This is a genomic window from Pseudomonas avellanae BPIC 631 (assembly GCF_000444135.1).
GTDB classification, from domain to species: Bacteria; Pseudomonadota; Gammaproteobacteria; order Pseudomonadales; family Pseudomonadaceae; genus Aquipseudomonas; species Aquipseudomonas avellanae.
On record NZ_ATDK01000050.1, the window covers coordinates 14,123 to 38,730 of the forward strand.

Annotated in this window: 18 protein-coding genes and 1 pseudogene; 16 read left to right on the plus strand and 3 right to left on the minus strand. The window is 61.5% G+C overall.

The features are described 5' to 3' along the window. The first annotated feature begins 8 nt into the window (after positions 1-8). The 3 genes from DW49_RS0103195 to DW49_RS0103205 are packed head-to-tail and all read left to right on the plus strand — an operon-like array spanning position 9 to position 3,551. Positions 9-1,577, plus strand: a complete 1,569-nt coding sequence (locus tag DW49_RS0103195; protein ID WP_005618412.1) for a sugar ABC transporter ATP-binding protein — start codon at positions 9-11, stop codon at positions 1,575-1,577. Next, complete coding sequence (locus tag DW49_RS0103200) at positions 1,564-2,568, plus strand: ABC transporter permease (RefSeq protein ID WP_005618411.1); 1,005 nt, start codon at positions 1,564-1,566, stop codon at positions 2,566-2,568. Before DW49_RS0103195 ends, DW49_RS0103200 begins: the two co-directional genes overlap by 14 nt. Further along, on the plus strand, positions 2,565-3,551 hold the full coding sequence (locus DW49_RS0103205) for an ABC transporter permease (protein ID WP_005618409.1): 987 nt from the start codon (positions 2,565-2,567) through the stop codon (positions 3,549-3,551). Before DW49_RS0103200 ends, DW49_RS0103205 begins: the two co-directional genes overlap by 4 nt. A 12-nt stretch (positions 3,552-3,563) precedes the next feature. On the opposite strand, the gene DW49_RS0103210 is transcribed toward DW49_RS0103205, so the two are convergent. Then, positions 3,564-4,802, minus strand: coding sequence for an acyl-CoA dehydrogenase family protein (locus DW49_RS0103210; RefSeq protein WP_005618408.1), 1,239 nt, complete (start codon positions 4,800-4,802; stop codon positions 3,564-3,566). Between the two features lie 280 nt (positions 4,803-5,082). On the opposite strand from DW49_RS0103210, the gene DW49_RS0103215 reads away from it, so the two are divergent. The 9 genes and pseudogenes from DW49_RS0103215 to DW49_RS0103255 all read left to right on the plus strand — a co-directional run bounded on the left by DW49_RS0103215 (position 5,083) and on the right by DW49_RS0103255 (position 14,378). Beyond that, positions 5,083-6,174 (plus strand): AMP-binding protein, encoded by a 1,092-nt coding sequence (locus tag DW49_RS0103215; protein WP_005618406.1) that lies wholly within the window; start codon positions 5,083-5,085, stop codon positions 6,172-6,174. Further along, the gene (locus tag DW49_RS0103220) at positions 6,171-6,965 is read left to right on the plus strand and encodes an ABC transporter ATP-binding protein (RefSeq protein ID WP_005618404.1); all 795 of its coding nucleotides are present in this window, start codon (positions 6,171-6,173) and stop codon (positions 6,963-6,965) included. Before DW49_RS0103215 ends, DW49_RS0103220 begins: the two co-directional genes overlap by 4 nt. Before the next feature lie 3 nt (positions 6,966-6,968). After that, positions 6,969-7,850 carry a branched-chain amino acid ABC transporter permease gene (locus DW49_RS0103225; RefSeq protein ID WP_005618402.1) on the plus strand — a complete coding sequence of 294 codons (882 nt, stop codon included), beginning with the start codon at positions 6,969-6,971 and terminating at the stop codon, positions 7,848-7,850. Between the two features lie 22 nt (positions 7,851-7,872). Then, a complete protein-coding gene (locus DW49_RS0103230; protein ID WP_005618399.1) occupies positions 7,873-8,949 on the plus strand; it encodes a branched-chain amino acid ABC transporter permease in 1,077 nt (358 codons plus the stop codon). Between the two features lie 50 nt (positions 8,950-8,999). Beyond that, entirely contained in the window at positions 9,000-10,331 is a 1,332-nt protein-coding gene (locus DW49_RS0103235) for an ABC transporter substrate-binding protein (protein ID WP_024419783.1), read from the plus strand. A 4-nt stretch (positions 10,332-10,335) separates the two neighbouring features. Further along, entirely contained in the window at positions 10,336-11,112 is a 777-nt protein-coding gene (locus tag DW49_RS0103240; protein WP_005618394.1) for an ABC transporter ATP-binding protein, read from the plus strand. 185 nt (positions 11,113-11,297) lie between these two features. Continuing rightward, positions 11,298-12,517 (plus strand): annotated as a pseudogene (locus DW49_RS01000000128005) (SfnB family sulfur acquisition oxidoreductase). A gap of 15 nt (positions 12,518-12,532) precedes the next feature. After that, the gene (locus tag DW49_RS0103250; RefSeq protein ID WP_024420965.1) at positions 12,533-12,973 is read left to right on the plus strand and encodes an acyl-CoA dehydrogenase family protein; all 441 of its coding nucleotides are present in this window, start codon (positions 12,533-12,535) and stop codon (positions 12,971-12,973) included. A 4-nt stretch (positions 12,974-12,977) separates the two neighbouring features. Continuing rightward, entirely contained in the window at positions 12,978-14,378 is a 1,401-nt protein-coding gene (locus tag DW49_RS0103255) for an LLM class flavin-dependent oxidoreductase (protein ID WP_024420964.1), read from the plus strand. Between the two features lie 345 nt (positions 14,379-14,723). Here DW49_RS0103255 and DW49_RS0103260 read toward each other — a convergent pair whose 3' ends face one another. Next, positions 14,724-15,398: a response regulator gene (locus DW49_RS0103260; protein WP_003376760.1), complete on the minus strand. Its 675-nt coding sequence runs from the start codon at positions 15,396-15,398 to the stop codon at positions 14,724-14,726. 2 nt (positions 15,399-15,400) lie between these two features. Next, on the minus strand, positions 15,401-16,786 hold the full coding sequence (baeS, locus tag DW49_RS0103265) for a sensor histidine kinase efflux regulator BaeS (RefSeq protein ID WP_005618380.1): 1,386 nt from the start codon (positions 16,784-16,786) through the stop codon (positions 15,401-15,403). A 144-nt stretch (positions 16,787-16,930) separates the two neighbouring features. Here baeS and DW49_RS0103270 point away from each other — a divergent pair, with 144 nt between their 5' ends. The 4 genes from DW49_RS0103270 to DW49_RS0103285 all read left to right on the plus strand — a co-directional run bounded on the left by DW49_RS0103270 (position 16,931) and on the right by DW49_RS0103285 (position 24,532). Beyond that, positions 16,931-18,133, plus strand: coding sequence for an efflux RND transporter periplasmic adaptor subunit (locus tag DW49_RS0103270; protein ID WP_005618377.1), 1,203 nt, complete (start codon positions 16,931-16,933; stop codon positions 18,131-18,133). 2 nt (positions 18,134-18,135) lie between these two features. After that, positions 18,136-21,282, plus strand: a complete 3,147-nt coding sequence (locus DW49_RS0103275; protein WP_005618374.1) for an efflux RND transporter permease subunit — start codon at positions 18,136-18,138, stop codon at positions 21,280-21,282. Next, positions 21,282-22,688 (plus strand): efflux transporter outer membrane subunit, encoded by a 1,407-nt coding sequence (locus DW49_RS0103280; RefSeq protein WP_024421092.1) that lies wholly within the window; start codon positions 21,282-21,284, stop codon positions 22,686-22,688. The genes DW49_RS0103275 and DW49_RS0103280 overlap by 1 nt, the downstream gene beginning before the upstream one ends. 113 nt (positions 22,689-22,801) lie before the next feature. Next, entirely contained in the window at positions 22,802-24,532 is a 1,731-nt protein-coding gene (locus DW49_RS0103285; RefSeq protein WP_005618369.1) for a tannase/feruloyl esterase family alpha/beta hydrolase, read from the plus strand. The last annotated feature ends 76 nt before the right edge of the window (positions 24,533-24,608 follow it).

Genomic DNA, 24,608 nt, shown 5'->3' on the forward strand with positions numbered 1-24,608 from the left:
GATTGATCATGGTTTCAGCGACTGCGCAGGTTCAATCAGCACCTGCCTTGCACCTGAGCGGCATCAGCAAACGTTTCGGCGCAACCCAGGCGCTTGACGGGGTCAACCTGCAGGTGGCGTCGGGAACGATTCATGGGCTGGTTGGCGAAAACGGCGCGGGCAAATCGACGCTGATCAAGGTGTTGGCCGGCATTCACCGCGCCGACGCTGGCAGCCTGAGCATCAATGGCCAGCGTTTCGAGGGCCACACGCCGCGCCAGGTCGAAGCTGCCGGTGTGCATTTCATTCATCAGGAACGGTTGCTGCCGGGCAGTTTCACGGTCGGCGAAGCGCTGTTTTTCGGTCATGAAATCAAACGTGGCCTGTTTGTCGACCGACGCGCCCAGGATTGTGAGGCGGCTCGGCTGCTGGAGGACTACTTTGCCATGCGTTTGCCACAAGACGCGCTGGTACGTGATCTGGACAGCGCGCAGCGGCAAATACTGCAGATCACCCGCGCGCTGCTGGCCAAACCCCGAGTGCTGGTGTTCGACGAGCCGAGTGTGTCGCTGGTCAGGCAGGAGGTGGACCGGTTACTGGCCATCGTGCGGCGTTTGCGCGATGAAGGGCTGACCATTGTGTACATCTCGCATTATTTGCAGGAAATAGAATCGCTCTGCGATCAGGTCACCGTGCTGCGCAACGGGCGCGATGTGGCGGTGATTGATCCTGCGCTCACCAGCACCGCGCAGATCGCCCGGCTGATGGTCAACCGTGACGTTGGCGAGCAGTATTCCCGGGCGCAGAGTGTGCCCGGTGCAGCTGTGTTGCAGCTGAATGCGCTGGGGGCAGGGCACGCGTATGAGGGCATCGACCTGAGTGTGCGGCGTGGTGAAGTGGTCGGCCTGACCGGGCTGGTGGGTTCGGGCGCCAAGGAACTGCTGAAAAGCCTGTTCGGGCTGCTCAAGCCGGAGCGCGGTGAGTTGCTGTTGAATGGCCGGCCCTTGCAACTGAAATCGCCCCGCGATGCAGTGCGTAACGGCATTGCGCTGGTCCCCGAAGAGCGCCGCACCCACGGTGTGGCGCCAGTGCTTTCGGTGCTGGAAAACATCACCCTGGCCAGCCTCGGGCGCTTCAGCCGCTGGGGTTTGCTTGATGGCTCTGCTCAGGCTCGGGAAAGCGAGCGGTTGATCACCGAACTGGCGATCAAGACCCCTGGCCCCGGCGCAGCAGTGCAACTGCTCAGTGGTGGCAATCAGCAAAAGGTGGCCTTGGCCAAATGGCTGAGCCGGCATTCGTCGCTGTACCTGCTGGACGAGCCCAGCGTGGGCGTCGACATCGGTGCCAAGGTGGAAATCTACCGGTTGATTGCCCGGCTTGCCGAGGGTGGCGCAGCCGTAGTGGTGCTGTCCTCGGATTTGCCGGAACTGATCGGCATCACCCATCGCATCGTGGTCCTGCACCGTGGGCGCATTGCCGGCGAATTCGCTTCTCAGGCCACCGACAGCGACCAGTTGCTGGCCTGCGCCACCGGTGCCAGTGAAAGCGATGAACACGTCGAACCGATTATTGAGGAGGCCAGGCATGTCCGCGCTTGAAGTGTTTGCCAGCCCGACAGTCGATCCGCCCCGGCGCCTGCTTGTGCGTGTCGCGCAGCGCGGCTCGTTGCTGGTATTTCTGGCGATTCTGCTGGGCTTCGCCGTCAGCGCGCCGAATTTTCTCAGCGTCGGCAACATCAGTAACGTGTTCGCCCAGTCGGCCATGCTGGGCATTCTGGCGTTGGGCCTGACGTGCGTGGTTATCGGTGGTGGCTCCAACGTGGTCAGCGGCGGGCTTGACCTGTCACTGGCGGCCAATCTCGGGCTGTGTGCGGCTGTTTACAGCAGCTTGAACAACGCCGGGTTCGAAGCCTGGCAGGCGATTGCGCTGACGCTCGGCTGCGGGCTTGCGGTGGGTGCGTTCAACGGTTTGGCGGTGGTGGTGTTACGTCTGCCGCCGTTATTGGCGACCCTTGCGAGCATGAACCTGATTGCCGGGCTGGAACTGGTGCTGACCCAAAACACCGTATTGGCCACCGATTCCGCGCTACTGGACAACCTTGCTTCCGGGGTGTGGCTGGGCGTTCCGGCGCTGGCGTGGGTGCTGTTGAGTGTCGCGGCAGGCTTGTGGCTGCTGATTCAGCACAGCGCGTTCGGCCTGCGCCTCTACGCCATTGGCGAATACCCGCAGGCCGCGAAAGCTGCCGGTTTGAGTCTGCCACGCTATGTGTTCGCCAGCTACCTGATTGCCGGTGGCTGCGCAGCGATTGCTGCGTTCTGTTCGGCGGCGTTTTTCAGCGGCAGCACCACCGGTTCCGGTGACATGTTGCTCTCGGTGGTGGCCATCGCTTTCCTCGGTGTGGTGTTCTCGCGGCGCCTGACAGCGAACATCCCCGGCACGTTGCTGGCGACCCTGTTGCTGGGTTTTTTGATCAATGGCTTTCAGTTGCTGAACATTTCCAACTTCTGGGTCAACGGCGTGCAAGGCATGCTGATTCTGCTGGTGGTGGCGTTTTCAGGGGCGCTTGGCCGTCAGGAAGGTGAACAATGAGTACCGTGACGCTGAATAGCTCTTCGACGCTTATAAAAGTCCTGCCGCGCCTGTTACCTGCGGTCCTGCCGGTGCTGGTGCTGATCATTCTGCTGTTCTTCGCCATCAATGCGCCGGGTTTTCTGAGCTGGGGCAACCTGTCGAGCCTGGTGCTGAACAATTTCGTGTTGCTGGCCATCGTCGCCGTCGGCATGACCTGGGCCGTCGCTGCGGGTGGCATTGATCTGTCGGTGGGCACGGCGCTGGATTTCGCCAGCCTGGGCTTTGTGGTGGCACTCGATGGCGGTTACGGTCTGACGGCGGCCATCGCCATTGCCATGCTGGCAGGTGTTGCGGCGGGTGCGTTCAACGCGATGCTGATTACCGGGCTGCGTATTTCGCCGTTTCTGGCCACGCTGGGTACGTTGTTCATCGGCACCAGCGTGCAGCAACTGTTATCCGACGGCGGGCAGCCCATCTACATCGCGCAAAACGCGCTGCCCGGGATCAGCAGCGTGCTGATACTGGGTGTGCCGTTGCCACTTGTGGCGGTGGCTGTTCTGGCAGGCGTTTACGGGCTGGTGCTGGCACGTGGACGTCTGGGGCGGGAGATTCTTGCGGTGGGTACGCAGCCGCAACTGGCGTATTACTCGGGGCTCTCTACCCGGCGTGTAGCCGTATGGGTGTTTCTCGGCAGCGCGCTGGCCTGCGCGGTGGCCGGTATCCTGCTCAGTTCCACCGTCAACGCCTACGTGCCGATGTCTGGCAACGCCTACCTGATCAACGCGATTGGCGCGGTGTTCATCGGCACGACGCTGAGTCGTCAGGGGCGTCCCAACATCGTCGGGACGCTGCTGGGTGTGTTGTTCATCAACGTCATCGCCAACGGCTTGCTGTTGATCGGCTGGAACTTCTACTGGCAGCAGGTCGCGACCGGGGTGCTGATCTTTGTCGTGCTGGCGTTCAGTTTCGCCAGCCGCCACCTGCTTGGTCATGCAGCCTGAAGGCGCAGCGCCTCAGGCTTTACCGGTGCCGCTGCCGATCTGCCAGACGAAAGGCGGCTCGGTGCCGTTGATACGCCAGTCACCGACAATCCGCGCCTTGTAGATCAGCGGATTGTGCGACGCTGCTGTGCGTGCATTGCGCCAGTGGCGATCCAGCGCCTTGTTGACGCTCACGCCCGACGCACCCAACGCATTGAACAGCTCGGTGGCGGAACGCAGCACCAGTTCCGAGACGATCACCTGCGCCTTGGCGGTTTCGATTTCTGCCGCGATATTGGCGTCTTTCTCCTGCTGCGGGTTATTGCCGAAGCGCGCCACATAAGCGCGCTGCAACGGCTCGGCGGAACGCAGGGTGGCTGCCTCGGCGGCGTACACCTGCGCGGCGATCTGCCCGACCACTTGCTGCACCTGCGAGTCCTGGCTGACGCTGCCCGCATTGCCGTGGCTGAAAATACGTTTTCGGTCACGCACCTCTTGCGCGATATCACGCTCGACGGCCCGACCGATGCCGGCCAGCACCGCCAGCAGCACCAGTTGATAAAATGCCGTCTGGTACTTGAAGCGCTCTTCAAAGGGAATCACATGGTTCGCCGGCACTGGCACGTTGTCGTACACCGACGTGCCGCTGCCGGTGGTGCGCTGCCCGAAACCGTCCCAGTCGTCGCTGTGACGCACTCCAGAGTGCCGGGCATTGACCACGGCAATCACGTCGGCGCCGTTGTCAGCGCGCTGGGCGTAAACATCGATCCAGTCGGCGAAGATGCTGCCGGTGCTGTAGAACTTGGTGCCGTTGAGCACAAAACCGTCGCCCTGAGCACTGACCTTGGTGATCACATCACCGATTTTCACCGCACCGACTTCGGTCCAGCCATTGCCGACCAGATCCCCGGCGACAAAGCGTGCAAACCAGGTGTCACGGTCCGCGCCCGGTGGCGCATTCAGGCGGTCTTCGACAAAGGCAAAATGCGCCCGCAAAGCCTGCGGGATGTTCGAGTCGGCCTCTGCCAGTTCTATCAACAGCTGAAAAAGCTGGCCGATCGAGGCACCGGCACCGCCATATTCGGTCGGGACCCGCACGGCGCCGAAACCGGCTTTCTTCAGCCATTCAATCGGTTCATAGGGCAGGGCACGAGCTTTTTCACGTTCGACGTTGCCCGCGCTGATCTCACGGAAGATCGGCCGGAAGCGGTTGGCCAGGGTTTCGTAATCGGTGCCCAGCGAGAGTGGGTTAGAGCCGGTTGGTTGAGTCATGCAGTGCTCCTGAGTGCGAAGAGGTCGGCACGCGTGCCGGATTAGTCACTCAAGTCTCAGTGCATGCTTTGTGCCTGAATATAAGTCATTGAATAGGTTGAATATTTTTTTATCTGCCGATTTTATCTGTTGGAAGACCAACAGCGGCGCAACAGCTTGTCAGCAAACCGCACAGTGACAAAACTCATCCAGACTTCGCAACTCGTTGATCTTGATGGAGTTGTTGTGCTGGCACGGTCGCTGCTATGGCTCCATTGATCTTCTTTCGATGGAACTCCCCATGTTCGACTCATTGCCCCAGGCGCTGTTGCAACAGGCTCAGACGCGTGGCGACCAGACGGCGCTGCGTTACAAGCAATTCGGCATCTGGCAACGCCGCAGCTGGAGCGAGCTTGCCCTTGAGGTCAGCCAACTGGCGGCAGCCTTGAAGGGCAGGGGTCTTGACTCGACTCACCCACTGGTCATTCTCAGCGAGGCCAGAGCCGAAGCGCTGCTGCTCACGCTGGCTGCGCACTGGCTGGGCGGCACTGTCAGCCTGCTTGATCCGGCTGCGGATAACCGTGAGTGGCTGGCGAACCGGTCTTTGGCGTTTGCAGTCGCCGACGGGCCGGAAGCGCTCCATCAGTTACGCAGCGCCTCACCGGGGGTTGTCGTGCTGCTGGACAAGCGCGGCCTCGGCGAAACCCAAGACATTAACGTGATCGACTACGCCCGGTTGTTGAGCGATTACGCTGCCGACGCTGCTGATCCTGTACAGAGCCCGGCGGCGGCTTTTCTGTTTCCCTCCGTTGGCGAGCCGTCAGATGTGCAATTGAGCCACGCAGACTTGCTTGCAGGCGCACGGCAACTGGTGAACAAGCACGGGTTGTCGGCGCGGGATCAAGCGCTGGCCGCCAGAGTCTTCGCTGCCCGCGGGCAGGCGCGTTATCTGCTCACGCCCTGGCTGGTGGCCGGGTTTTGCCTGAATTTTCCGGAAGCGCTGAGCACGCGCGACAATGACCGCCGCGAACTGGGGCCGACACTGGTGCTGGGCACGCGGGAGTCCTATGCCCGTCTTGAGCTTTGGGCCATGGAGCGCTTGCCGTTGCCGGGCAGTATCAGCCACCGGCTTTACCAATGGGCGATGGCCCCGGCGCCCGGTGCCCTGCGCCGTTGGTTGGGCTATTGGTTGATCCGCCGTCCGTTGCTGGATGTGCTGGGCATGAGCCGCTTGAGCACACCGTTGCTGGTGGGCGATGCGCTGACCGCCTCCAGCCAAGCGTTTTTTGCGGCGTTGGGTATTCGGCCCGTTGCGCCGGATCAGGACAGCCCGACGCAGCCATCGCCAGCCTTTACCCCGCCCGTGGCAGCGCTGATGAGTGTGCCGTCATGAGTACCCCGGCGCTGCTCACGCTTGACGATATTTCGCTGTCATTCAAAGGCGTCAAAGCCGTTACCTCCATCAGTTTCTCGGTAGCCAGCGGGGAAATCTGCGCGCTGATCGGCCCCAACGGCGCGGGCAAGAGTTCGCTGCTCAACGTCATCAATGGCGTGTATCAGGCGCAAAGCGGTTCGATCAGCTATGCCGGTCAGACCCGCCGTCGCATGCGCCCGCATCAGGCTGCCGAAGACGGCATTGCCCGCACCTTTCAGAACATCGCGCTGTTCAAGGGCATGAGCGTGCTGGACAACGTGCTGACCGGTCGCAACCTCAAGCGCCGCAGCACCTGGCTTGAGCAAATGCTGCGGGTCGGCCGGGCAGCGGCTGAAGACGACGAGCAACGCTGGCACGCCGAGCGGGTGATCGAGTTCCTGCGCATCCACCCGTGGCGCCATACGTTGGTGGGCAAGCTTTCCTATGGCCTGCAAAAGCGTGTCGAACTGGCCCGTGCCCTCGCGACAGAACCGCGCCTGCTGTTGCTGGACGAGCCGATGGCCGGGATGAATGCCGAAGAGAAGCATGAGATGAGCCAGTTCATCCGTGATATCAACCGTGAGCTGGGCACCACCGTGGTGCTGATCGAGCATGACATGAGCGTGGTAATGGGCCTCAGCGATCATGTGGTGGTACTGGATTACGGTCGCAAGATCGGTGATGGCACACCCGAGCAAGTCCGCGCCAATCCACAGGTGATTGCCGCCTACCTGGGCACCCGCCGTTCGTCCCCGATCAGGAAACCGTAAGCCATGGAATTCTTCTTTGAAGTGCTGATCGGCGGGTTGCTGGCCGGCGTCATGTACTCGTTGGTGGCGATTGGCTTTGTGCTGATCTACAAGGCCTCGGGCGTGTTCAATTTCGCTCAAGGGGCGATGGTGCTGTTCGCGGCGCTGACGTTTGTCAGCCTGCTGGAACGTAGCGTGCCGTTCTTCTGGGCGTTTCTGGCGACGTTGGCGAGCATGATCGTGCTGGCACTGCTGATCGAAAGGCTGGTCCTGCGCCCGTTGGTCAACCGGCCGCCGATCATCCTGTTTATGGCCACCCTCGGCCTTTCGTACGTCATCGAAGGCCTGGCGCAGGCGCTGTGGGGCGCGCAGGTGCACGGTCTGGAGCTGGGCATTCCCGACGAGCCGCTGGAAATTCGCGGCATGTTGCTCTCGCAGTTCGACCTGTTCGCAGCGGGCACGGCTGCGGCGCTGGTGATTGCCCTGTCGTTGCTGTTCAACCGCACGCGGATCGGCCTGTCGTTGCGGGCGGTGGCGGACGACCCGCTGGCTTCGTTGGCGGTGGGTATCCGGCTGCCACGTATCTGGGCGGTGGTCTGGGCCGTGGCCGGGTTTGTCGGGCTGGTGGCCGGGCTGCTCTGGGGCGCGCGGCTGGGGGTGCAGTTTTCCCTGTCGCTGGTGGTGCTCAAGGCGCTGCCGGTGCTGATCATCGGCGGGTTTTCCTCGATTGGCGGCGCCATTGTCGGCGGCCTGATCATCGGCGCGTCCGAGAAGCTGGCCGAGATTTACCTGGGGCCGATCATCGGCAGCGGTATCGAAAACTGGGTGCCGTATGTGCTGGCGTTGTTGTTTCTGCTGGTTCGTCCTGCTGGCCTGTTCGGCGAGCGGGCGATAGAGCGCGTCTGACTTTCTTCCAAGGATCATTGCCATGCTGTTTCAAGAAGCCGGACAACTGGCGAGTACGTATGCGGGCGAGCGGCGGGTCTTTCGCCTGCGTCAGGACCGTATCGCCCAGTGGGGGCTGTTGGTTTTTGCGTTCGTTGGCGTGCCGTTGCTGGGCAACGATTACTGGTTCAGCGCGATTCTGATTCCGTTTCTGGTGCTCTCGCTGGCGGGGCTCGGGCTGAACCTGCTGACCGGTTACGCCGGGCAATTGTCGCTCGGCTCGGCTGCGTTCATGGCCGTGGGCGCGTTTGCTGCCTATAACATGCAACTGCGCGTGCCCGGCATGCCGCTGTTGCTCGGGTTTGCACTCGGCGGGCTGGTGTCGGCGGCAGTGGCGCTACTGTTCGGGCTGCCCAGTCTGCGCATCAAGGGCTTTTACCTGCTGGTCTCAACATTGGCGGCGCAGTTTGTCGTCGAGTGGGTGTTGACCCGTTTCAGCTGGTTTACCAACGACAACGCGTCGGGGGTGATCACCTCGCCACCGTTGATCATCGCCGGGATGAATTTCAGTTCGCCGCAAGGCCGTTATCTGTTGACGCTGGCGCTGGTGGTGCTGGTGGTGCTGCTGTTCTGGCTGGCCAGAAACCTGCTGCGCGGCGAGCTGGGCCGCAACTGGATGGCCGTGCGCGACATGGACACCGCCGCGGCGGTCATCGGCATCCGCTTGTTCAAGGCCAAGCTGCTGGCATTCGCCATCAGCGGCTTCTACCTGGGTATCGCCGGCTCGTTGTGGGCGTTTGCCTACCTGGGCACGGTGGAGCCGCATGGTTTTGATCTGAACCGGTCGTTCCAGATCCTGTTCATCATCATTATCGGCGGGCTGGGCAGTGTGCAGGGCAACTTCTTCGGTGCGGCCTTCATCGTGTTGTTCCCGATTCTGTTGGGCAACCTCAGCGCCTTGCTGCCGGTCGGCCTTATCGATTCCGGGCAACTGGAAAACATTCAGAAGATGCTTTTCGGCGCGTTGATCATTGCCTTTCTGATCAAGGAACCCGAAGGGCTGACGCGCCTCTGGCAGCGCTTTCGCCAGTGTGCGCGGGTCTGGCCGCTGCGTTATTGATGGACCGTTTTACCCACAAAAAACCTTCGTGTACCTCAAGGAATACGCCCATGAAACACCGAAAATCCCTGTTGCGTCTGGCCCTTGGTCTGGCATTGCTGGGCTCAGGTCTGGTTGCAACGGCGCAAGCTGCCAATGAGCAATACTTCCCGCTGCAGAGCTACCGGGTTGGCCCGTATGCGGCGGGCGGCACCGGATTTTTCGGTGGTTTTATCGACTACCTGCAATACGTCAACGCCAACGGCGGGGTCAATGGCGTCAAATTGACCTGGTCGGAGTGCGAAACCGAATACGTGGTGGAGAAGGGCGTTGAATGCTACGAGCGGCTCAAGGGCGGGCTCAATGGTGCCCCGGCTGCCGCCACCAACCCGCTTTCCGTGGGGATCGCCTACGCCACGCTGGAACGCTCCACCGCCGACAAGCTGCCGCTGATCACGATTAACCACGGGCGTACGGATTCCACCGACGGCAGCGTGTTTGCGTATGTGTTTCCGTTACAGCTGAACCCGTACTCGGAAGTGTCGGCCATCGTCAATTACATCGGTCAGCGTGAAGGCGGGCTGGCGTCGCTCAAAGGCAAGAAAATCGCCGTGCTTTACCACGGCTCGCCGTATGGCAAGGAAACCAACGGCGTACTGGAAACCCTGGCGAAGAATTACGGCTTTGAATTGACCGCACTGGAAGTGCCGCATCCTGGCAACGAACAGCAATCGCAGTGGTTGAACATTCGTCGCCTCAAGCCCGATTGGGTGATCCTGCGCGGTTGGGGCGTGATGAACCCGGTGGCGTTGAAATCGGCGCAGAAGGTCGGTTTTCCGGTTGACCATATCATTGGCAACATCTGGAGCAACTCCGAAGAAGACGTGATTCCTGCCGGTGCAGCCGCCAAAGGCTTCATCTCGATCACTACGCATCCATCCGGTACCGACTTCCCGGTGCTGCAAGGCATCAAGACGGCCGTGCTCGATAAAGGCCAGGGCAACCTTTCCGACCCCAAGCGCTTCGGCACGGTGTATTACAACCTCGGCGTGGTGAACGGCATCCTTAACGTCGAGGCGCTGCGCATCGCTCAGGCCCGATTCGGTAACAAGCCGCTGAGCGGTGAGCAGGTACGCTGGGGGTTCGAGCATTTGAATCTGGACGACGCGCGTTTACAGGAGCTGGGTGCCAAAGGTCTGGTGCAGCCACTGAAACTGTCCTGCGCTGACCACGAAGGCGGCGGTGCGGTGCGCTTTCAGCAATGGGACGGCCAGCGCTGGAACCTGATCAGCGACTGGATACAGGCCGATCGCGCCTTGCTGCGGCCGATCATCGAGGCATCGGCTGCGCAATACGCCAAGGAAAAAGGCATCACCCCTCGCGATTGCAGCAAGGAGCAATAAGCCGATGACGTCGATCCTGCCGGTCAGTCCGCTCAGCGCAACACTCCTCTCGGTGGAGCAGGTGGAGGTGTTCTACGAGCAGTCCATCCTGGCTTTGCGCGGTGTCAGCCTGCAGGTTCGGCAAGGTCAGATCGTGGCCTTGCTGGGGGCCAACGGCGCGGGCAAAAGCACCACGCTCAAGGCCATTTCAAGCCTGGTACGTGCGGAACGGGGCGAGGTGGTCAGCGGCCAGATTCACTATCTGGGCGAGCCGATTACCCGCTCCGATCCGTCCGCGCTGGTCAGCAACGGCCTGGCGCAGGTGCTGGAAGGCCGTCACTGCTTCACGCACCTGAGCGTTGAGCAAAACCTGCTGATCGGGGCCTTTGTGTCCCGGCCATCGCGGGCTGAAATCAAGGCCCGGCTGGAGAAGGTCTACGGCTACTTCCCTAGGCTGCGTCTGCTGCGCAAGCGCTTGACCGGTTACACCTCGGGCGGTGAGCAGCAGATGGTCGCCATCGGCCGGGCATTGATGTCCGAGCCACGGTTGCTGTTGCTCGACGAGCCGTCCATGGGCCTGGCGCCGCAAGTAGTCGAGGAAATATTCGACACCCTGGCCCGGCTCAATCGCGACGAAGGGCTGAGCCTGCTGGTGGCCGAACAGAATATCAACCTGACCCTCGACTATGCGCAGTTCGGCTATGTGCTGGAAAACGGCCGGGTAGTGGGCTCGGGCACTGCGCAAAAGCTGGCCGGGCGCGAGGACATCCAGAACTTTTATCTGGGGGCTGGGGCTTCTTGAACAGGCCGCTGTTCTTCCAGCAACAGTGTTCGGACATTTTGTCGGGTGTGATACCAAGGGTTATCAGGGTATTTATGTAACTTATTGTTTTTAAATGTAAATATGTTTCGGCACGTACTGTGCACTGCTCAAGGCCAAGCGTGTTGAATGTCTTCAACCTGTCGCCAACGATCAGGAGCCAGCCCATGAGCAACCCAGTCGCAACTCCACCCTCCACACCGCCCAGAGCGCACGTCATTGCCTCTGACGCCGAAGCCATCGAGGTCGCCAGGGCACTGGCCAGCCGCTTTGCCGAAGAGGCTTCGCTGCGTGATCGCGAACGCCGTCTGCCGGTCGCCGAACTGGATGAATTCTCGGCCAGCGGCCTGTGGGCCATCACCGTTCCCAAAGCTTACGGCGGTGCCGGGGTTTCCTACGTCACCGTCGCTGAAGTGATCAAACTCATCTCTGCCGCTGATTCTTCCCTCGGGCAAATTCCGCAGAACCATCTGGGCGTGCTCGATATCCTGTTGCAGACCGGCACCGAAGAGCAAAAGCGCCACTACTTCGGCAAGGCGCTGGCGGGCTATCGCTTTGGCAACGCGTTCTCGGAGGCAAAAAGTAAAAACGCCGGAGCCTTCCAGACGCGCATTCGTTTTGAGGGCGAACACGCGGTGCTGGATGGCGAAAAGTTCTACTGCACCGGTGCTTTGTTCGCGCACATCGTGCCGGTATCGGGCGTCAACGAGCAGAATCAGGCCTTTATTGCCTTCGTCGAGCGTAACAATCCGGGCCTGACCATCATCGACAACTGGGACGGTTTCGGTCAGCGCACCACGGCCAGCGGCGGCGCGGTGTTGAAAGACGTGCGGGTGCCGTCCAGCGCGGTGATCCCGGCTCACCGGGCCTTCGATGAGCCGACCGCCGACGGGCCTATTTCACAGATTATCCAGGCGGCGGTGGATACCGGCATCGCCCACGGCGCCTTCGAGGAAACCCTCACGCACGCCCGTTTGGCGCGACCGTGGATCGACAGCAAGCAGGATTTCGGCTGGCAGGACCCGTTCAGCATTGCGACCATCGGTGACCTGCAATGGCGGCTGCACGGCACCGACGCGATCCTCGCCAAAGCCGGGCAGGCCATCGACCATGCGCTGGCCAAGCCAAGCCAAGCGGAGCCAGCGTCGCGCATGCGTCGGTGGTGGTTGCCCAGGCCAAGGTGCTGTCAGCACAGATCGCCTTGCTCACCAGCAGCAAACTCTTCGAGCTGGCCGGCACCCGTTCGGTACTCGGCAAGCTCAACCTCGACCGTCATTGGCGTAATGCGCGCACCCACACGCTGCACGACCCGGCACGCTGGAAATACCACCTGATCGGCAATCAGGTGCTCAACGGTATTGCACCGCCGCGTCCCGCCTGGAACTGATCAAGGAGCACTTTCATGTCCCATCCCGCTGTCACCGCGCAACTGGCGGTCGCCGCCGAAGACTTTGGCGACGCCCGTCAAGGCTTGCAACAAACCCTCGATTACCTGCGCGAGCAGGGTCAGCCGTGGTCATTCAGTGGCGTGCTGCGCCTTGCCGATGACCCCTATGTGATCAGCAAAGTCGGCGATCTGCAGATCCGTCTGGAAGTCGCCGCTGCGTTGCTGGAGCGCGCCCAGGGCCTGGAAGGCTCAGCCGAGCAACGCCTGATTGCCAGCAGTGAAGCGGTGATTGCCAGTGCCGATGCGTTGCAGGCGGTTGGCAACGTCCAGCACGAACTGACCGGCCAGCGCCCGTCACTGCCAGCCCGTACCGGTCGCGAACCGCTGCGTTGGCATTACCAGATTATCGGCAACCAGCGCCTTAATGGCGTGGTTCCGCCGCAGCTTCAGGAGTAAGCGAATGTCCCGTCAAATACGCCTCAATGCCTTCGACATGAATTGCGTCGGCCATCAGTCGCCTGGCTTATGGGCGCATCCTCGTGACCGCTCGTGGCAGTACAAGGACCTGGAATACTGGACCGAACTGGCGAAGATTCTGGAACGCGGCAAGTTCGACGGCCTGTTCATCGCCGATGTGTTGGGCATCTACGATGTTTATCGCGGCAATGGCGAGGCGGCGATTCGTCAGGCCACGCAGGTGCCGGTCAATGACCCGTTGCAGTTGATTCCGCCCATGGCGCTGGTGACCGAGCACCTGGGCTTTGGCCTGACGGCGTCGTTGTCGTTCGAGCACCCTTATCCGTTTGCCCGCCGTCTATCGACGCTGGATCACCTGACCAAGGGCCGCGCCGGCTGGAACATCGTCACGTCGTACCTGGAAAGTGGCGCGAAGAATCTGGGGCAGAAAACCCTGACCGAACACGATGCACGCTATGACTATGCCGAGGAGTATCTGGAGGTTTGTTACAAACTCTGGGAAGGCAGCTGGGAGGATGGCGCGATTCTGCGGGACCGGGAACGCCGGGTGTTCAGCGACCCGAGCAAGATCCACGAGATCCGTCACGCCGGTAAGCACTTTCAGGTGCCCGGCATTCACCTGTGCGAGCCTTCGCCGCAACGCACGCCGGTGCTCTATCAGGCGGGCGCTTCAAGTCGGGGCAAGCAGTTTGCTGCCGAGCATGCCGAATGCGTTTTCGTTGCGGCACCTTCTAAAGTCCTGCTGAAAAAGACCGTTGCCGATATCCGACGTCGCACCGCCGAGGCGGGTCGCGACCCGTCCAAAGTCCTGATCTTCAACTTGCAGACGGTCATCCTCGGTGAGACCGATGCCAAGGCGAAAGCCAAATTTGAGGAGTACAAAAGCTGGGTCAGTTATGAGGGAGCCATGGCGCTGATTTCTGGCTGGACCGGCATCGACTTCAGCCAGTTCAAACCGGAGGAGCCGCTGCGGCATGTGCACACCAATGCCATTCAATCGGCGGTCGAGACCTTTTCCACGGCGGACCCTAACACTGTATGGACGCCGCAGGCATTGGCTGACTGGGTCGGTATCGGCGGTTTCGGGCCATTGTTTGTCGGCAGCCCGGAAACAGTGGCCGATCTGCTTCAGGAGTGGGTTGAGGACACGGACGTCGACGGTTTCAACCTGGCCTACGCGCTGACTCATGAAACCTTCATCGATGCGGTCGATTTGTTGGTGCCGGAGTTGCAGAAGCGCGGCGTCTACAAGACCGAATACGCCAAAGGCACCCTGCGCGAGAAGTTGTTTGGCGACGGGCCGCGGCTGGAAACCGGGCATCCGGGGGCTGCTTTCCGCGACCTGGCGGCGCTGAACCGCAATCGCCAGACGGAGAGTGCCTGATGGCGCGCAGTAAGGATCGGACGCAGAGCGTCCAGAACGGCATGCCGACGCGGAGCGTCGCACGATAATCGCGACTGTCGTTCCTCACGTTACGTACACGTCTGCCTTGGATTCTGGCCGCAGGCCGTAGGAGCGGACCGGGCGACGCTTCGCTTGTCCGCGAAGGAGCTGCCAAGCTTTCCGAAAATGCATCGCCTGAGCGACCGTCTTCGCGAACAAGTTCGCTCCTGCCCTTGGGACAGAAGGCCGTTTTGATTCTGCCCAACGGGCGTAGAGCGGACTTCTCCACGATCTGCCGGGAACCGGCAGTAAAACCAGTGCACCCGGTTCTCAGCGCAGCGTGCCTCACAGCTCCAGCTTGTACCCCACGCCATAAAGCGACTGAATCGGGTCTTGCCCAGGGCAGGCCTGTTCCAGTTTGCGGCGCAGGTTGCGGATGTGGCTGTCCACGGTGCGGTCGGTCACCACGCGATGGTCCGAATAGAGCCTGTCCAGCAGCTGGTCGCGGGAAAAGACCCGGCCCGGTGAGCGGGCGAAGGTGGCCAGCAGCCGCAGTTCGACTGGGGTCAGGTCCAGGGCGACGCCGTTGAACGAGGCCTGATAATGCTCTTCGTCAACCTGCAAGCCTTTGGCGGCCAGCGGATCGGTGGCTGAGGTGCGACGCAGGATGGCTTTGACGCGGGCGACCATTTCACGCGGGCTGAAGGGTTTGCAGATGTAGTCATCCGCGCCCAGATCCAGGCCCAACAGACGATCGATTTCCTCGACCCGTGCGGTGATCATGATGATCGGCACCGCGCTGAAACTGCGCAGCTCCTTGCAGATGTCCATACCATCGCGGCCGGGCAGCATGATGTCGAGCAGAATCAGTTGCGGGGCGCTGGCCCTGACCGCAGGGACCACGTCCAGACCGTTGGCCAGACAGTGCGTCGAATACCCGGCAGCGATCAGGTAATCACGCATCAGCGTGGCCAGTTTGGGCTCGTCTTCGACGATGAGAATCGGTGTTTCAGTCGTCATGCTCACAACACTCCTGGCAGGCGCAGCGTCAGCCACAGGCCGCCGGTGGGCGAATGGTCGGCGCTGAGGCTGCCGCCGTGGGCGAGGGCGATGCTGTGACAGATCGCCAGCCCCAGCCCCGCGCCGCCGCTGGCACGGTTACGCGAGCTTTCACCGCGATAGAAACGCTCGAATAGCCGCGCCAATTGCTCCGGTTCGACACCTGGCCCGGAGTCCAGCACGTCGACGCGCACCTCGCCGTCTGCAAAAGCCGCCCGGACCTGCAGCGTGCCGCCTGCGTCGGTGTAACGCACCGAGTTTTCCAGCAGATTGCAAATCAGTTGCTGCAAGCGTCCGGGGTCGGCGTGCACCGACAGGTTCTGATCTGGCAAGTCCAGCTGCAAACGCAACTGCCGGTGGGTGCAGCGCTCTTCAAACATAGCAACAGTGCTGGTCAGCAACTCGGTGAGGTCGCAATCGACTTTGCGATAGGTCAGTGCGCCCACGTCGGCCAGCGACAGCTCATAGAGATCATCCACCAGCTTGCTGAGCATGCCGACTTCGCTTTGCAGCGATTTCATCGACGCCTGATCCAGCGTGCGCACGCCGTCTTCGATGGCTTCCAGCTCGCCCCGCAACACTGACAGCGGCGTGCGTAGTTCATGGGACACGTCGGCCATGAACTCACGGCGCATCTTCTCGTTGCGCTCCAGGGTGTACGCTAACTGATTGAAGTCACGCGCCAGCTGGCCGACCTCATCGGTGGAGGACACCGCCACGCGGCTGCTGTATTTTCCGGCCGCGAGGCGATGGGTCGCAGCGGCAACGCGTTTGACCGGGTCAAGCAGTGTTCGCGAGATCCACCAGGCAATCAGCACCGCAAGCAGCAGGGAAAGCACACCCATCGCCAGGCTGGCACGCAACTGATACTGCTGAAAACGCTCACCGCCGGCTTCGCTCACACTCTGAAATGGGGTGACGGCCAGCCAGCCTACGGTCTTGCCGTCCACCTCCACCGGGCGCATGAACTCGTCGTCGTGCACACCCTGAAAACCCATCACCAGGTCTTTGTGGGCATCCAGCAGGGCGATTCGAAACACCGCGCCGGTCAGATCGGAAGCAGGGGGCGTAGCAAGGCCGGGAATGGCGAAATCCTGCGCCGGGTCCGGGCGCATGACTTCAAACCAGCGATCCCTGTTATTGCGCAGAAACTCCCAGTTGCCTTCGCGTGCATAGGCACTGGCCAAGCGCGGCAGGACCGGCGACATGCGCTGCATTGCCTGCTCGTTGAGATAGCCGAGAAAACCGCGACCGAAGCTCCAGTTGGCAGTCAGGCCCATGATCAGGGTTACCGACAGCACACTGGCAAGGACCGCGACAAACAATTTGGTGGAGATGCTCGATTTCATGAAGGCTTGGGGTTTCCCTGAAGACAGCCTGCATTTAGGCCCCGGTGCCCGCAAGTTTCAAGTCTTCGGGCCAATCTTCAATTTTCCTGCACATTTGCCTCGCACGATGACGTCAGGCTTTCGCCACAACGTTCCGAGGCAATCATGTCGAGCAAGATTTTCGCCAAATACCTGATGACGTTTACCTTTGTCATCTACGCAGCCATTGTCAGCCTGCTGAGCGGCTGTTCCGCCGAAGCGCCGCCAGCGGCTGCGGAAAAACCCAATGTGTCGGTCCAGACCGTTCAGCCTCAGACCCAGGCGCTGACTACTGAGCTGGCTGGCCGTACCCAGGCGTTCATGGTGGCCGAGATCCGGCCTCAGGTCAGCGGGATTGTCCAGCAGCGGTTGTTTGTCGAAGGTGCCGAGGTCAAGGCGGGGCAGCCGTTGTATCAACTGGACAGCGCGACCTACAAAGCCACGCTGGCGCAAGCCCAGGCCACACTGGCCAAGGCCCGTGCGACCCTCAAGTCTGCGCAGGCCACCGCCCGGCGTGATGGACAACTGGCGAAGATCGACGCCATCAGCCAGCAGGACAAAGAGCATGCCGAGGCCAGCCAGTTGACCGCCGAGGCCGAGGTCAAGGTGGCCGAAGCCGACGTGCAGACTGCGCGCATCAATCTTGGCTACACGCGCATCGTGTCGCCCATCAGCGGGCGCATCGAAACCTCGACCGTGACCCCCGGCGCACTGGTGGTCGCCCAACAGGACAGCGCACTGACCACCGTTCAGCAACTGGACCCGATCTATGTCGATGTGACGCAATCGACCACCGAGTTGCTGCGCCTGAAACGCGACCTGGCCAGCGGCGCGTTGCAAGCCAATGGCGCAGGTGAGGCGAACATCACCCTCAAGCTGGATGACGGCAGCCTCTACAACCAGGACGGCCGTTTGCAGTTCAGTGGCGTCAGCGTCAACGAAGGGACGGGCACCGTCACGTTGCGGGCCCGTTTTGCCAACCCCGATCGGCTGCTGTTACCGGGCATGTACGTAAAGGCGGTACTTGAACAGGCCCGCGACGACAAGGCCATCCTGATCCCCCAGAAAGCAGTCAGCCGCAGCGCCAGCGGTGTGACCACGGCATTGCTGGTGGTCAACGGCAAAATCGAGCAGCGGGTCGTCAACATCGACCGCGCGGTAGGCAACCAGTGGTGGGTGACCTCCGGGCTGCTGGCAGGTGATCAAGTGGTGGTGGAGGGTGGGCAGAAAGTCAGGGTGGGGACCGAGGTGGCGGTTCAGGTCAGCGAAAACGCTGATGCTACCGCAGCGAGCGCACCCGCGCCCGTCGCCACCCGGAAGGAGGGCTGAACATGGCGCGTTTCTTCATTGATCGGCCTGTTTTTGCCTGGGTCATCGCGATCTGCATCATGCTGGCCGGTGCGCTGTCCATCAGCCAGTTGCCCCTTGAGCAGTACCCGGATATTGCACCGCCCACGGTCAAGATCTCCGCCACGTACACCGGCGCATCGGCCAAGACGGTCGAGGACTCCGTCACGCAAGTGATCGAGCAGCAGATGAAGGGGCTGGACAATCTCACTTACATGTCCGCTTCCAGCAGTTCGGCGGGCAGTGCCAGCATCAGCCTGACCTTTGCGGCGGGCACTGACCCCGATGTGGCGCAGATGCAGGTCCAGAACAAGTTGCAGCAGGCCGAGTCGCGCCTGCCGCAAAGCGTGCAGAGCGAGGGTTTGACGGTGACCAAGGGCGGCTCTGATTTTCTGATGCTGGTTGCCTTGGCATCCGATAACGAAAGCGTCACCGGCACACAGATTGGCGATTACATTTCCAGCACGCTGCTCGATCAGATCAGTCGGGTCGATGGCGTCGGTGATGTACAGACGCTGGGCTCGGGGTACGCCATGCGCATCTGGCTCGACCCCGCCAAGCTGAAAAAATATGCCTTGATGCCGTCTGACGTCAGCTCGGCCCTGGAGGCGCAGAACACCGAAGTCTCGGCTGGTCAGTTGGGCGCGTTGCCTGCGGTGGCGGGTCAGCAATTGAACGCGACGATCAGCGCGCGCAGCAAACTGCAGACGCCTGAGCAGTTCGACAACGTGGTGGTCAAGTCCACCAGCGATGGTGCTGTGGTGTTGCTGAGCGATGTGGCGCGGGTGGAACTGGGCAGCGAGAGTTACGACATCAACTCGGCGCTCAATGGCAGGCCCGCTGCGGCGATGGGTATTCAACTGGCTTCCGGGGCTAACGCGCTGAGTGTCGGCGAAGCGATCAAGGCCAAACTCAAGGAGCTGGAGCCGTTCTATCCCTCACAGATGCAATTGAAAACGGTGATTGCCTATGACACGACACCGTTTGTAAGCCTGTCGATCCAGGAGGTGGTGAAGTCGCTGGGCGAAGCCATCGTGCTGGTCGTGCTGATCATGTTCCTGTTCCTGCAGAACCTGCGCGCCACGTTGATCCCGGCTATCACGGTGCCCGTGGTGCTGCTGGGTACCTTCGGCGTGCTGGCGCTGTTTGGGTATTCGATCAATACCCTGACCATGTTCGCGATGGTCCTGGCCATCGGTCTGCTGGTCGATGACGCCATTGTGGTGGTGGAAAACGTCGAACGGGTCATGGGTGAAGAGCAGCTCGGTCCGCTGGAGGCCACCCGCAAGTCGATGGCGGAAATTACCAGCGCGCTGATCGGTATCGCGCTGGTGCTTAGCGCCGTGTTCATCCCGATGGCGTTTTTCAGCGGCTCCACCGGGATCATCTATCGGCAGTTTTCGGTCACCATCGTGTCGGCGATGCTGCTCTCGGTGCTGGTGGCGATGACCCTGACACCCGCCCTGTGTGCCACGTTGCTCAGGGCGTCTGATGCACAGCAGCCTGCGCAAAAGGGCGGTTTCTTCGGCTGGTTCAATCGCACCTTCGACCGCAGTGCCGATCGCTATCAGCGAGGCGTGGGTAGCGTGATCAAGCATCGCGGACGCGGTGCGCTGGTGTATGCGCTGGTTCTGCTGGCAATGGCCGCGGGTTATGTCAGCCTGCCGACCTCGTTTCTGCCGGATGAAGATCAAGGCGCATTGATGGCGCAGATTCAGTTGCCCGTGGGTGCTACTGACAGCCGCACCCAGGCGGTGATGAGGCAGTTCGAGACCTACATGCTCAAGCAGCCGGAAGTCGAGGCGTTGATCAGTATTTCCGGGCTCGGGATGGGCGGTAACAGCCAGAATACCGCCCGGGCGTTCATCAAGCTCAAGGACTGGAGCGTGCGCACAGGGAGCGAACACAGCGCGGCGCAGGTTGCCCAGCGGGCGACTCTTGCGCTGGCGAGCATCAGTGATGCCAGTGTGTTTGTCATGCAGCCACCAGCCGTGCGTGGTCTGGGGCAGAGTTCCGGGTTCGATGTGCAGCTCAAGGATCTGGGCGGTGTAGGGCATCAGGCGTTGGTCGAGGCCCGCGAAGCGTTTATCGAAAAGGCCAGGAAAGACCCGAGCATGCTCGGCGTGCGCAGTAACGGCCTGGACGACACGCCACAGTTGAAAGTGACTATCGATGACCGCAAGGCCGGTGCGCTCAGCCTGTCCACCAGCGACATCAACGCGACCCTGTCCACTGCGCTGGGCGGCAGCTACGTCAATGATTTCCTTAATCAGGGCCGGGTGAAGAAGGTCTATGTCCAGGGCGAGGCCACTTCGCGCATGCAGTCGGCGGACCTTGACCATTGGTTCGTGCGCAACAGCAATGACGAGATGGTGCCGTTTTCCTCGTTCGCCAGCAGCAGCTGGAGCTACGGTTCGCCCTTGCTGGAGCGCTACAACGGTAATTCATCGCTGGAAGTTGTCGGTGATCCTGCACCCGGCGTGAGTTCCGGTACGGCGATGGATGCTGTTGAAGCGATCATCAAGCAACTGCCCGAAGGCGTTGGTTACGAGTGGACCGGCCAGTCCTACCAGTTACGCCTGTCCGGCTCGCAGGCACCCATGCTCTACGCCATTTCAGTGCTGTTCGTGTTTTTGTGCCTGGCAGCGCTGTACGAAAGCTGGTCGGTGCCGTTCTCGGTCATGCTGGTGGTGCCGCTGGGTGTAGTCGGCGCAGTACTGGCAACACGCGCGACCGGTTTGAGCAATGACGTGTACTTTCAGGTCGGGCTGCTCACTACGGTTGGCCTGGCGGCGAAAAACGCGATTCTGATCGTCGAGTTTGCCAAGCATCTGCAGGAGCAAGGGAAAAGCCTGCACGAAGCAACTCTCATGGCGGCGCGGCAGCGTTTGCGGCCGATTCTGATGACGTCCCTGGCGTTCATGTTCGGCGTGCTGCCGTTGGCAATCAGCAGTGGCGCGGGCTCCGCCGGACGTCAGGCCATCGGTACTGGCGTGCTGGGCGGCATGTTCAGTGCCACGTTGCTGGGGATCTTCCTTGTGCCGTTGTTCTTCGTGGAAGTTCGTCGCCGTTTCAGTCGCGCGTCACACAGCGCTCCAGCGGTTCCATCCACATCGGCAGGTGAAGCATGATGCGTCTTTTCTGGCCTTCACTGGCGCTCATGGCGCTGCTTGCCGGCTGCGTCAACCTGGCTCCGGACTATCAGCGCCCCGAAGCGCCGGTTTCTGAACAATGGCTGCCGGCAGCGGCGGCCAACCCCTCTGCCTCAGCCAGCGTGCCGACGGATATCGAATGGCAGAACTTTTTCACCGATAACCGGCTGGTGCGCCTGCAAACCCTGGCCTTGATCAACAACCGCGACCTGCGACTGGCCAGCCTTAATGTCGAAAAAGCCCAGGCTCAATACCGCATCGAGCGCGCTGCGAGCCTGCCGACCATCGATGCCAGTGGCAGCGCAACGCACACCCGCACGTCTGCCGCCACCTCTACGACCGGGCGCTCATCGATCAACCACGAATACAGCGCGCAACTGGGTTTGAGCAGCTATGAACTGGACGTGTTCGGGCGCATCCAGAACCTTCAGGACGAAGCGCTGGAAGACTACCTGGCGTTGACCGAAACGCGGCGTAGCACGCAGATCAGCCTGATTGCAGAAGTTGCGACGGGCTGGCTGACGCTGGCGGCCGATAACCAACTGCTGAAACTGGCTGAAGATACATTGGCCAGTCAGCGGCAGAGCTACGACCTGACCCAGCGCAGCCACGCGCTGGGCGGCTCGTCGGGGCTGGAAGTGGCTCAGGCACAGACCACGGTGGAATCGGCGCGGGGTGATGTGGCGCAGTATCAAAGCCAGGTGCTTCAGGACCGCAATGCCCTGCGCCTGCTGGTAGGCAGTGACATTCCTGACGCGCTCTTACCGGCTGCCGATGCGCAATCCGTTGCGCAACTGGTGCAAGTGCCAGACGAGTTGCCCTCCAGCCTGCTGCAACGTCGCCCGGATGTACTGAGCGCCGAGCACAGTCTGAAATCGGCAAACATCGACATCGGTGCGGCGCGCGCGGCGTTCTTTCCCAGCATCACCCTGACGGCCAATGCGGGCTCTGCCAGTTCAAGCCTTTCGGGCCTGTTCAAGACCGGCAGCGGTGCCTGGAGCTTTGCGCCGAGCATCAGCGTGCCGATCTTCGACGGCGGCGCCAATCGGGCCACGCTGGATTCGGCCAAAATCGAAAACCAGATCCAGATTCACACCTACCAGCAGACACTCCAGACCGCCTTCAAGGAAGTCGCCGATGCGCTGGCGGTGCGCAGCACACTGGATGAGCGGGTTGCCGCACAACAGGCCTACACCGATGCCAGCCGCAAGAGCTACGAGCTTGCCGACGCGCTGTATCGCGGCGGTTCGCAGAGCTACCTGGAAGCGCTGGAGTCGCAGCGGTCGCTGTACAGCGCCGAGCAGGAGCTGATTTCGCTACGCCTGACCGAGCAAAGCAACAGGGTCACGCTCTACAGGGTCATGGGCGGCGGATGGAACCCTTGACGTTTTTTTCTACTAGTATCTCAACAAATCAACCACTTGAACGTTTTACCTTTACCGGCAGTGCAGTGATGAGTGGGCGCACTGCCATTGATCCTTCATGAACAGGAGTTCTCATGAAACCAACCCTACCGAGGTACGCGCGCGTCCTTACCCTGCTGGCCGGTTCTGTTCTTTTCCAAATGCCAGCGCAGGCCAAAGCGCTGGCAGCGGATTCCACTGACGCGCTCGCCAGGCTTGCGGTGGTCAAACCCGTCATGGGCTGCGCTGCATTGGCAAGCGTGGACCTCAACGACATCGGCGGGCAGGGCAGTCGGGTGCTGTCGGCCAGCGAAGCCACCCGTGAGGGCATCGCGGTGTGTACGGTTGAAGGTCGGCTGGCCCCGCAGATCGGTTTTCGGCTGGAATTGCCAACCGGCACCTGGGCACAGCGTTACCTGCAGGTCGGCTGCGGTGGGCTGTGTGGCAACATCAATACGACGGTGCGCGTCGCAGAGGGCTGTAAACCGCTGAACACCGGCGCCTTCGCCGTGGCATCCACCGACATGGGCCATCAGGCGTCGGACAAGACGTTCGGCGATGACCCGCAGAAGCGCGCCGACTTCGCCCACCGTAGCGTGCACCTCACCGCCGTCGCGTCGAAAAAACTGATCGCCGCGTTTTATGGCAAGCACGCCGAATACGCCTACTTCTCAGGCTGTTCCGATGGCGGACGCGAAGCCCTGGTCGCGGCCCAGCGCTACCCGGATGATTTCAACGGCATCATCGCGGGCGCCCCTGCGCTCAACTTTCAGGTGCAGAAAACCCTGTATCACGGCTGGATGGCCCGATCCAATATCGGCCCGGACGGCAAGCCGGTCCTGCTGGCTTCAAGGCTGCCGCTGCTGCACAAAGCGGTACTGGCCAAGTGTGACGTGCTGGACGGGCAGATAGACGGCCTGATCGCTGACCCGCGCCTCTGCAACTTCGACCCGGCAAGTGTGCAGTGCACATCGTCCGCCGATACCACCAACTGCCTCACCCAGCAGGAAGTGGCCGTGGTCAAACGTTTCTACGAAGGGCCGAAAGACCCCGACAGCGGCGAGCGATTGACCATCGGTGGTCCGCAGCCGGGGTCGGAACTGGCGTGGGCAGGTGTGTTCGTGCCGGTTACTGCCGAACAGGCCGTCTACAGCGAAACAGCGGCATCGGAGGCCATTCGCAACATGGTGTTCGAGAACAACCCCGTAGCGGGGTTCGACCTGAGCACGCTGCGCTTCGACAAAAGCACGTTCGATAAACTGCGCCCGCTGCATCCGCTGTATGACGCCACCAACCCTGACCTTGCGCCCTTTGCCGGCCGTGGCGGCAAACTGATCCTCTGGCATGGCTGGGCCGACCCCAATGTTTCGCCGCTCAACACCCTGGCGTATCACGAGGCCGTGGAGGCGAAGATGGGCAAGGCGCGCACCGAGTCGTTTGAACGCTTGTACATGCTGCCCGGCGTTTATCATTGCGGCAGCGGGGAAGGGCCCAGCGTGATCGATTTGCTCACCCCGATGATGACCTGGGTTGAGAGCGACCACGCACCGGACGCAATCGTCGCCCGACAGGCAAGACCGGGCAAAACCGCGAAGGGCCGACCACGGACACAACAACCGCTGCCAGACTTTCTGGTCACCGACAACGTGGCCAACCGTGGCCGCACGCGCAAGGTCTTTCCATACCCCTACATGGCCGAGTACGACCACAAAGGCTATTCGAAAAGCGCCAGCAGCTATCAGCGCGCCGAACCCCTGACCACGGAAAAGACCCCGCAATGGATGGGCTCCGCTTTCTTCCAGCCTTACGCAGCCCGTGAGCGCTAGTGTACTGTTTTCGAAATAAGTTACCCATAACCTGCAAGCTAAGCTATTGATAAGATTTGAATTTTCCGTTAGTTGG

Coding starts and splice junctions, on each gene's coding strand:
- DW49_RS0103280 (WP_024421092.1), top strand. CDS start 21,282: ATGCGTCTTTTCTGGCCTTCACTGGCGCTCATGGCGCTGCTTGCCGGC.
- DW49_RS0103275 (WP_005618374.1), top strand. CDS start 18,136: ATGGCGCGTTTCTTCATTGATCGGCCTGTTTTTGCCTGGGTCATCGCG.
- DW49_RS0103205 (WP_005618409.1), top strand. CDS start 2,565: ATGAGTACCGTGACGCTGAATAGCTCTTCGACGCTTATAAAAGTCCTG.
- DW49_RS0103260 (WP_003376760.1), bottom strand. CDS start 15,398: ATGACGACTGAAACACCGATTCTCATCGTCGAAGACGAGCCCAAACTG.
- baeS (WP_005618380.1), bottom strand. CDS start 16,786: ATGAAATCGAGCATCTCCACCAAATTGTTTGTCGCGGTCCTTGCCAGT.
- DW49_RS0103270 (WP_005618377.1), top strand. CDS start 16,931: ATGTCGAGCAAGATTTTCGCCAAATACCTGATGACGTTTACCTTTGTC.
- DW49_RS0103285 (WP_005618369.1), top strand. CDS start 22,802: ATGAAACCAACCCTACCGAGGTACGCGCGCGTCCTTACCCTGCTGGCC.
- DW49_RS0103220 (WP_005618404.1), top strand. CDS start 6,171: ATGAGTACCCCGGCGCTGCTCACGCTTGACGATATTTCGCTGTCATTC.
- DW49_RS0103255 (WP_024420964.1), top strand. CDS start 12,978: ATGTCCCGTCAAATACGCCTCAATGCCTTCGACATGAATTGCGTCGGC.
- DW49_RS0103195 (WP_005618412.1), top strand. CDS start 9: ATGGTTTCAGCGACTGCGCAGGTTCAATCAGCACCTGCCTTGCACCTG.
- DW49_RS0103215 (WP_005618406.1), top strand. CDS start 5,083: ATGTTCGACTCATTGCCCCAGGCGCTGTTGCAACAGGCTCAGACGCGT.
- DW49_RS0103225 (WP_005618402.1), top strand. CDS start 6,969: ATGGAATTCTTCTTTGAAGTGCTGATCGGCGGGTTGCTGGCCGGCGTC.
- DW49_RS0103230 (WP_005618399.1), top strand. CDS start 7,873: ATGCTGTTTCAAGAAGCCGGACAACTGGCGAGTACGTATGCGGGCGAG.
- DW49_RS0103240 (WP_005618394.1), top strand. CDS start 10,336: ATGACGTCGATCCTGCCGGTCAGTCCGCTCAGCGCAACACTCCTCTCG.
- DW49_RS0103235 (WP_024419783.1), top strand. CDS start 9,000: ATGAAACACCGAAAATCCCTGTTGCGTCTGGCCCTTGGTCTGGCATTG.
- DW49_RS0103200 (WP_005618411.1), top strand. CDS start 1,564: ATGTCCGCGCTTGAAGTGTTTGCCAGCCCGACAGTCGATCCGCCCCGG.
- DW49_RS0103210 (WP_005618408.1), bottom strand. CDS start 4,802: ATGACTCAACCAACCGGCTCTAACCCACTCTCGCTGGGCACCGATTAC.
- DW49_RS0103250 (WP_024420965.1), top strand. CDS start 12,533: ATGTCCCATCCCGCTGTCACCGCGCAACTGGCGGTCGCCGCCGAAGAC.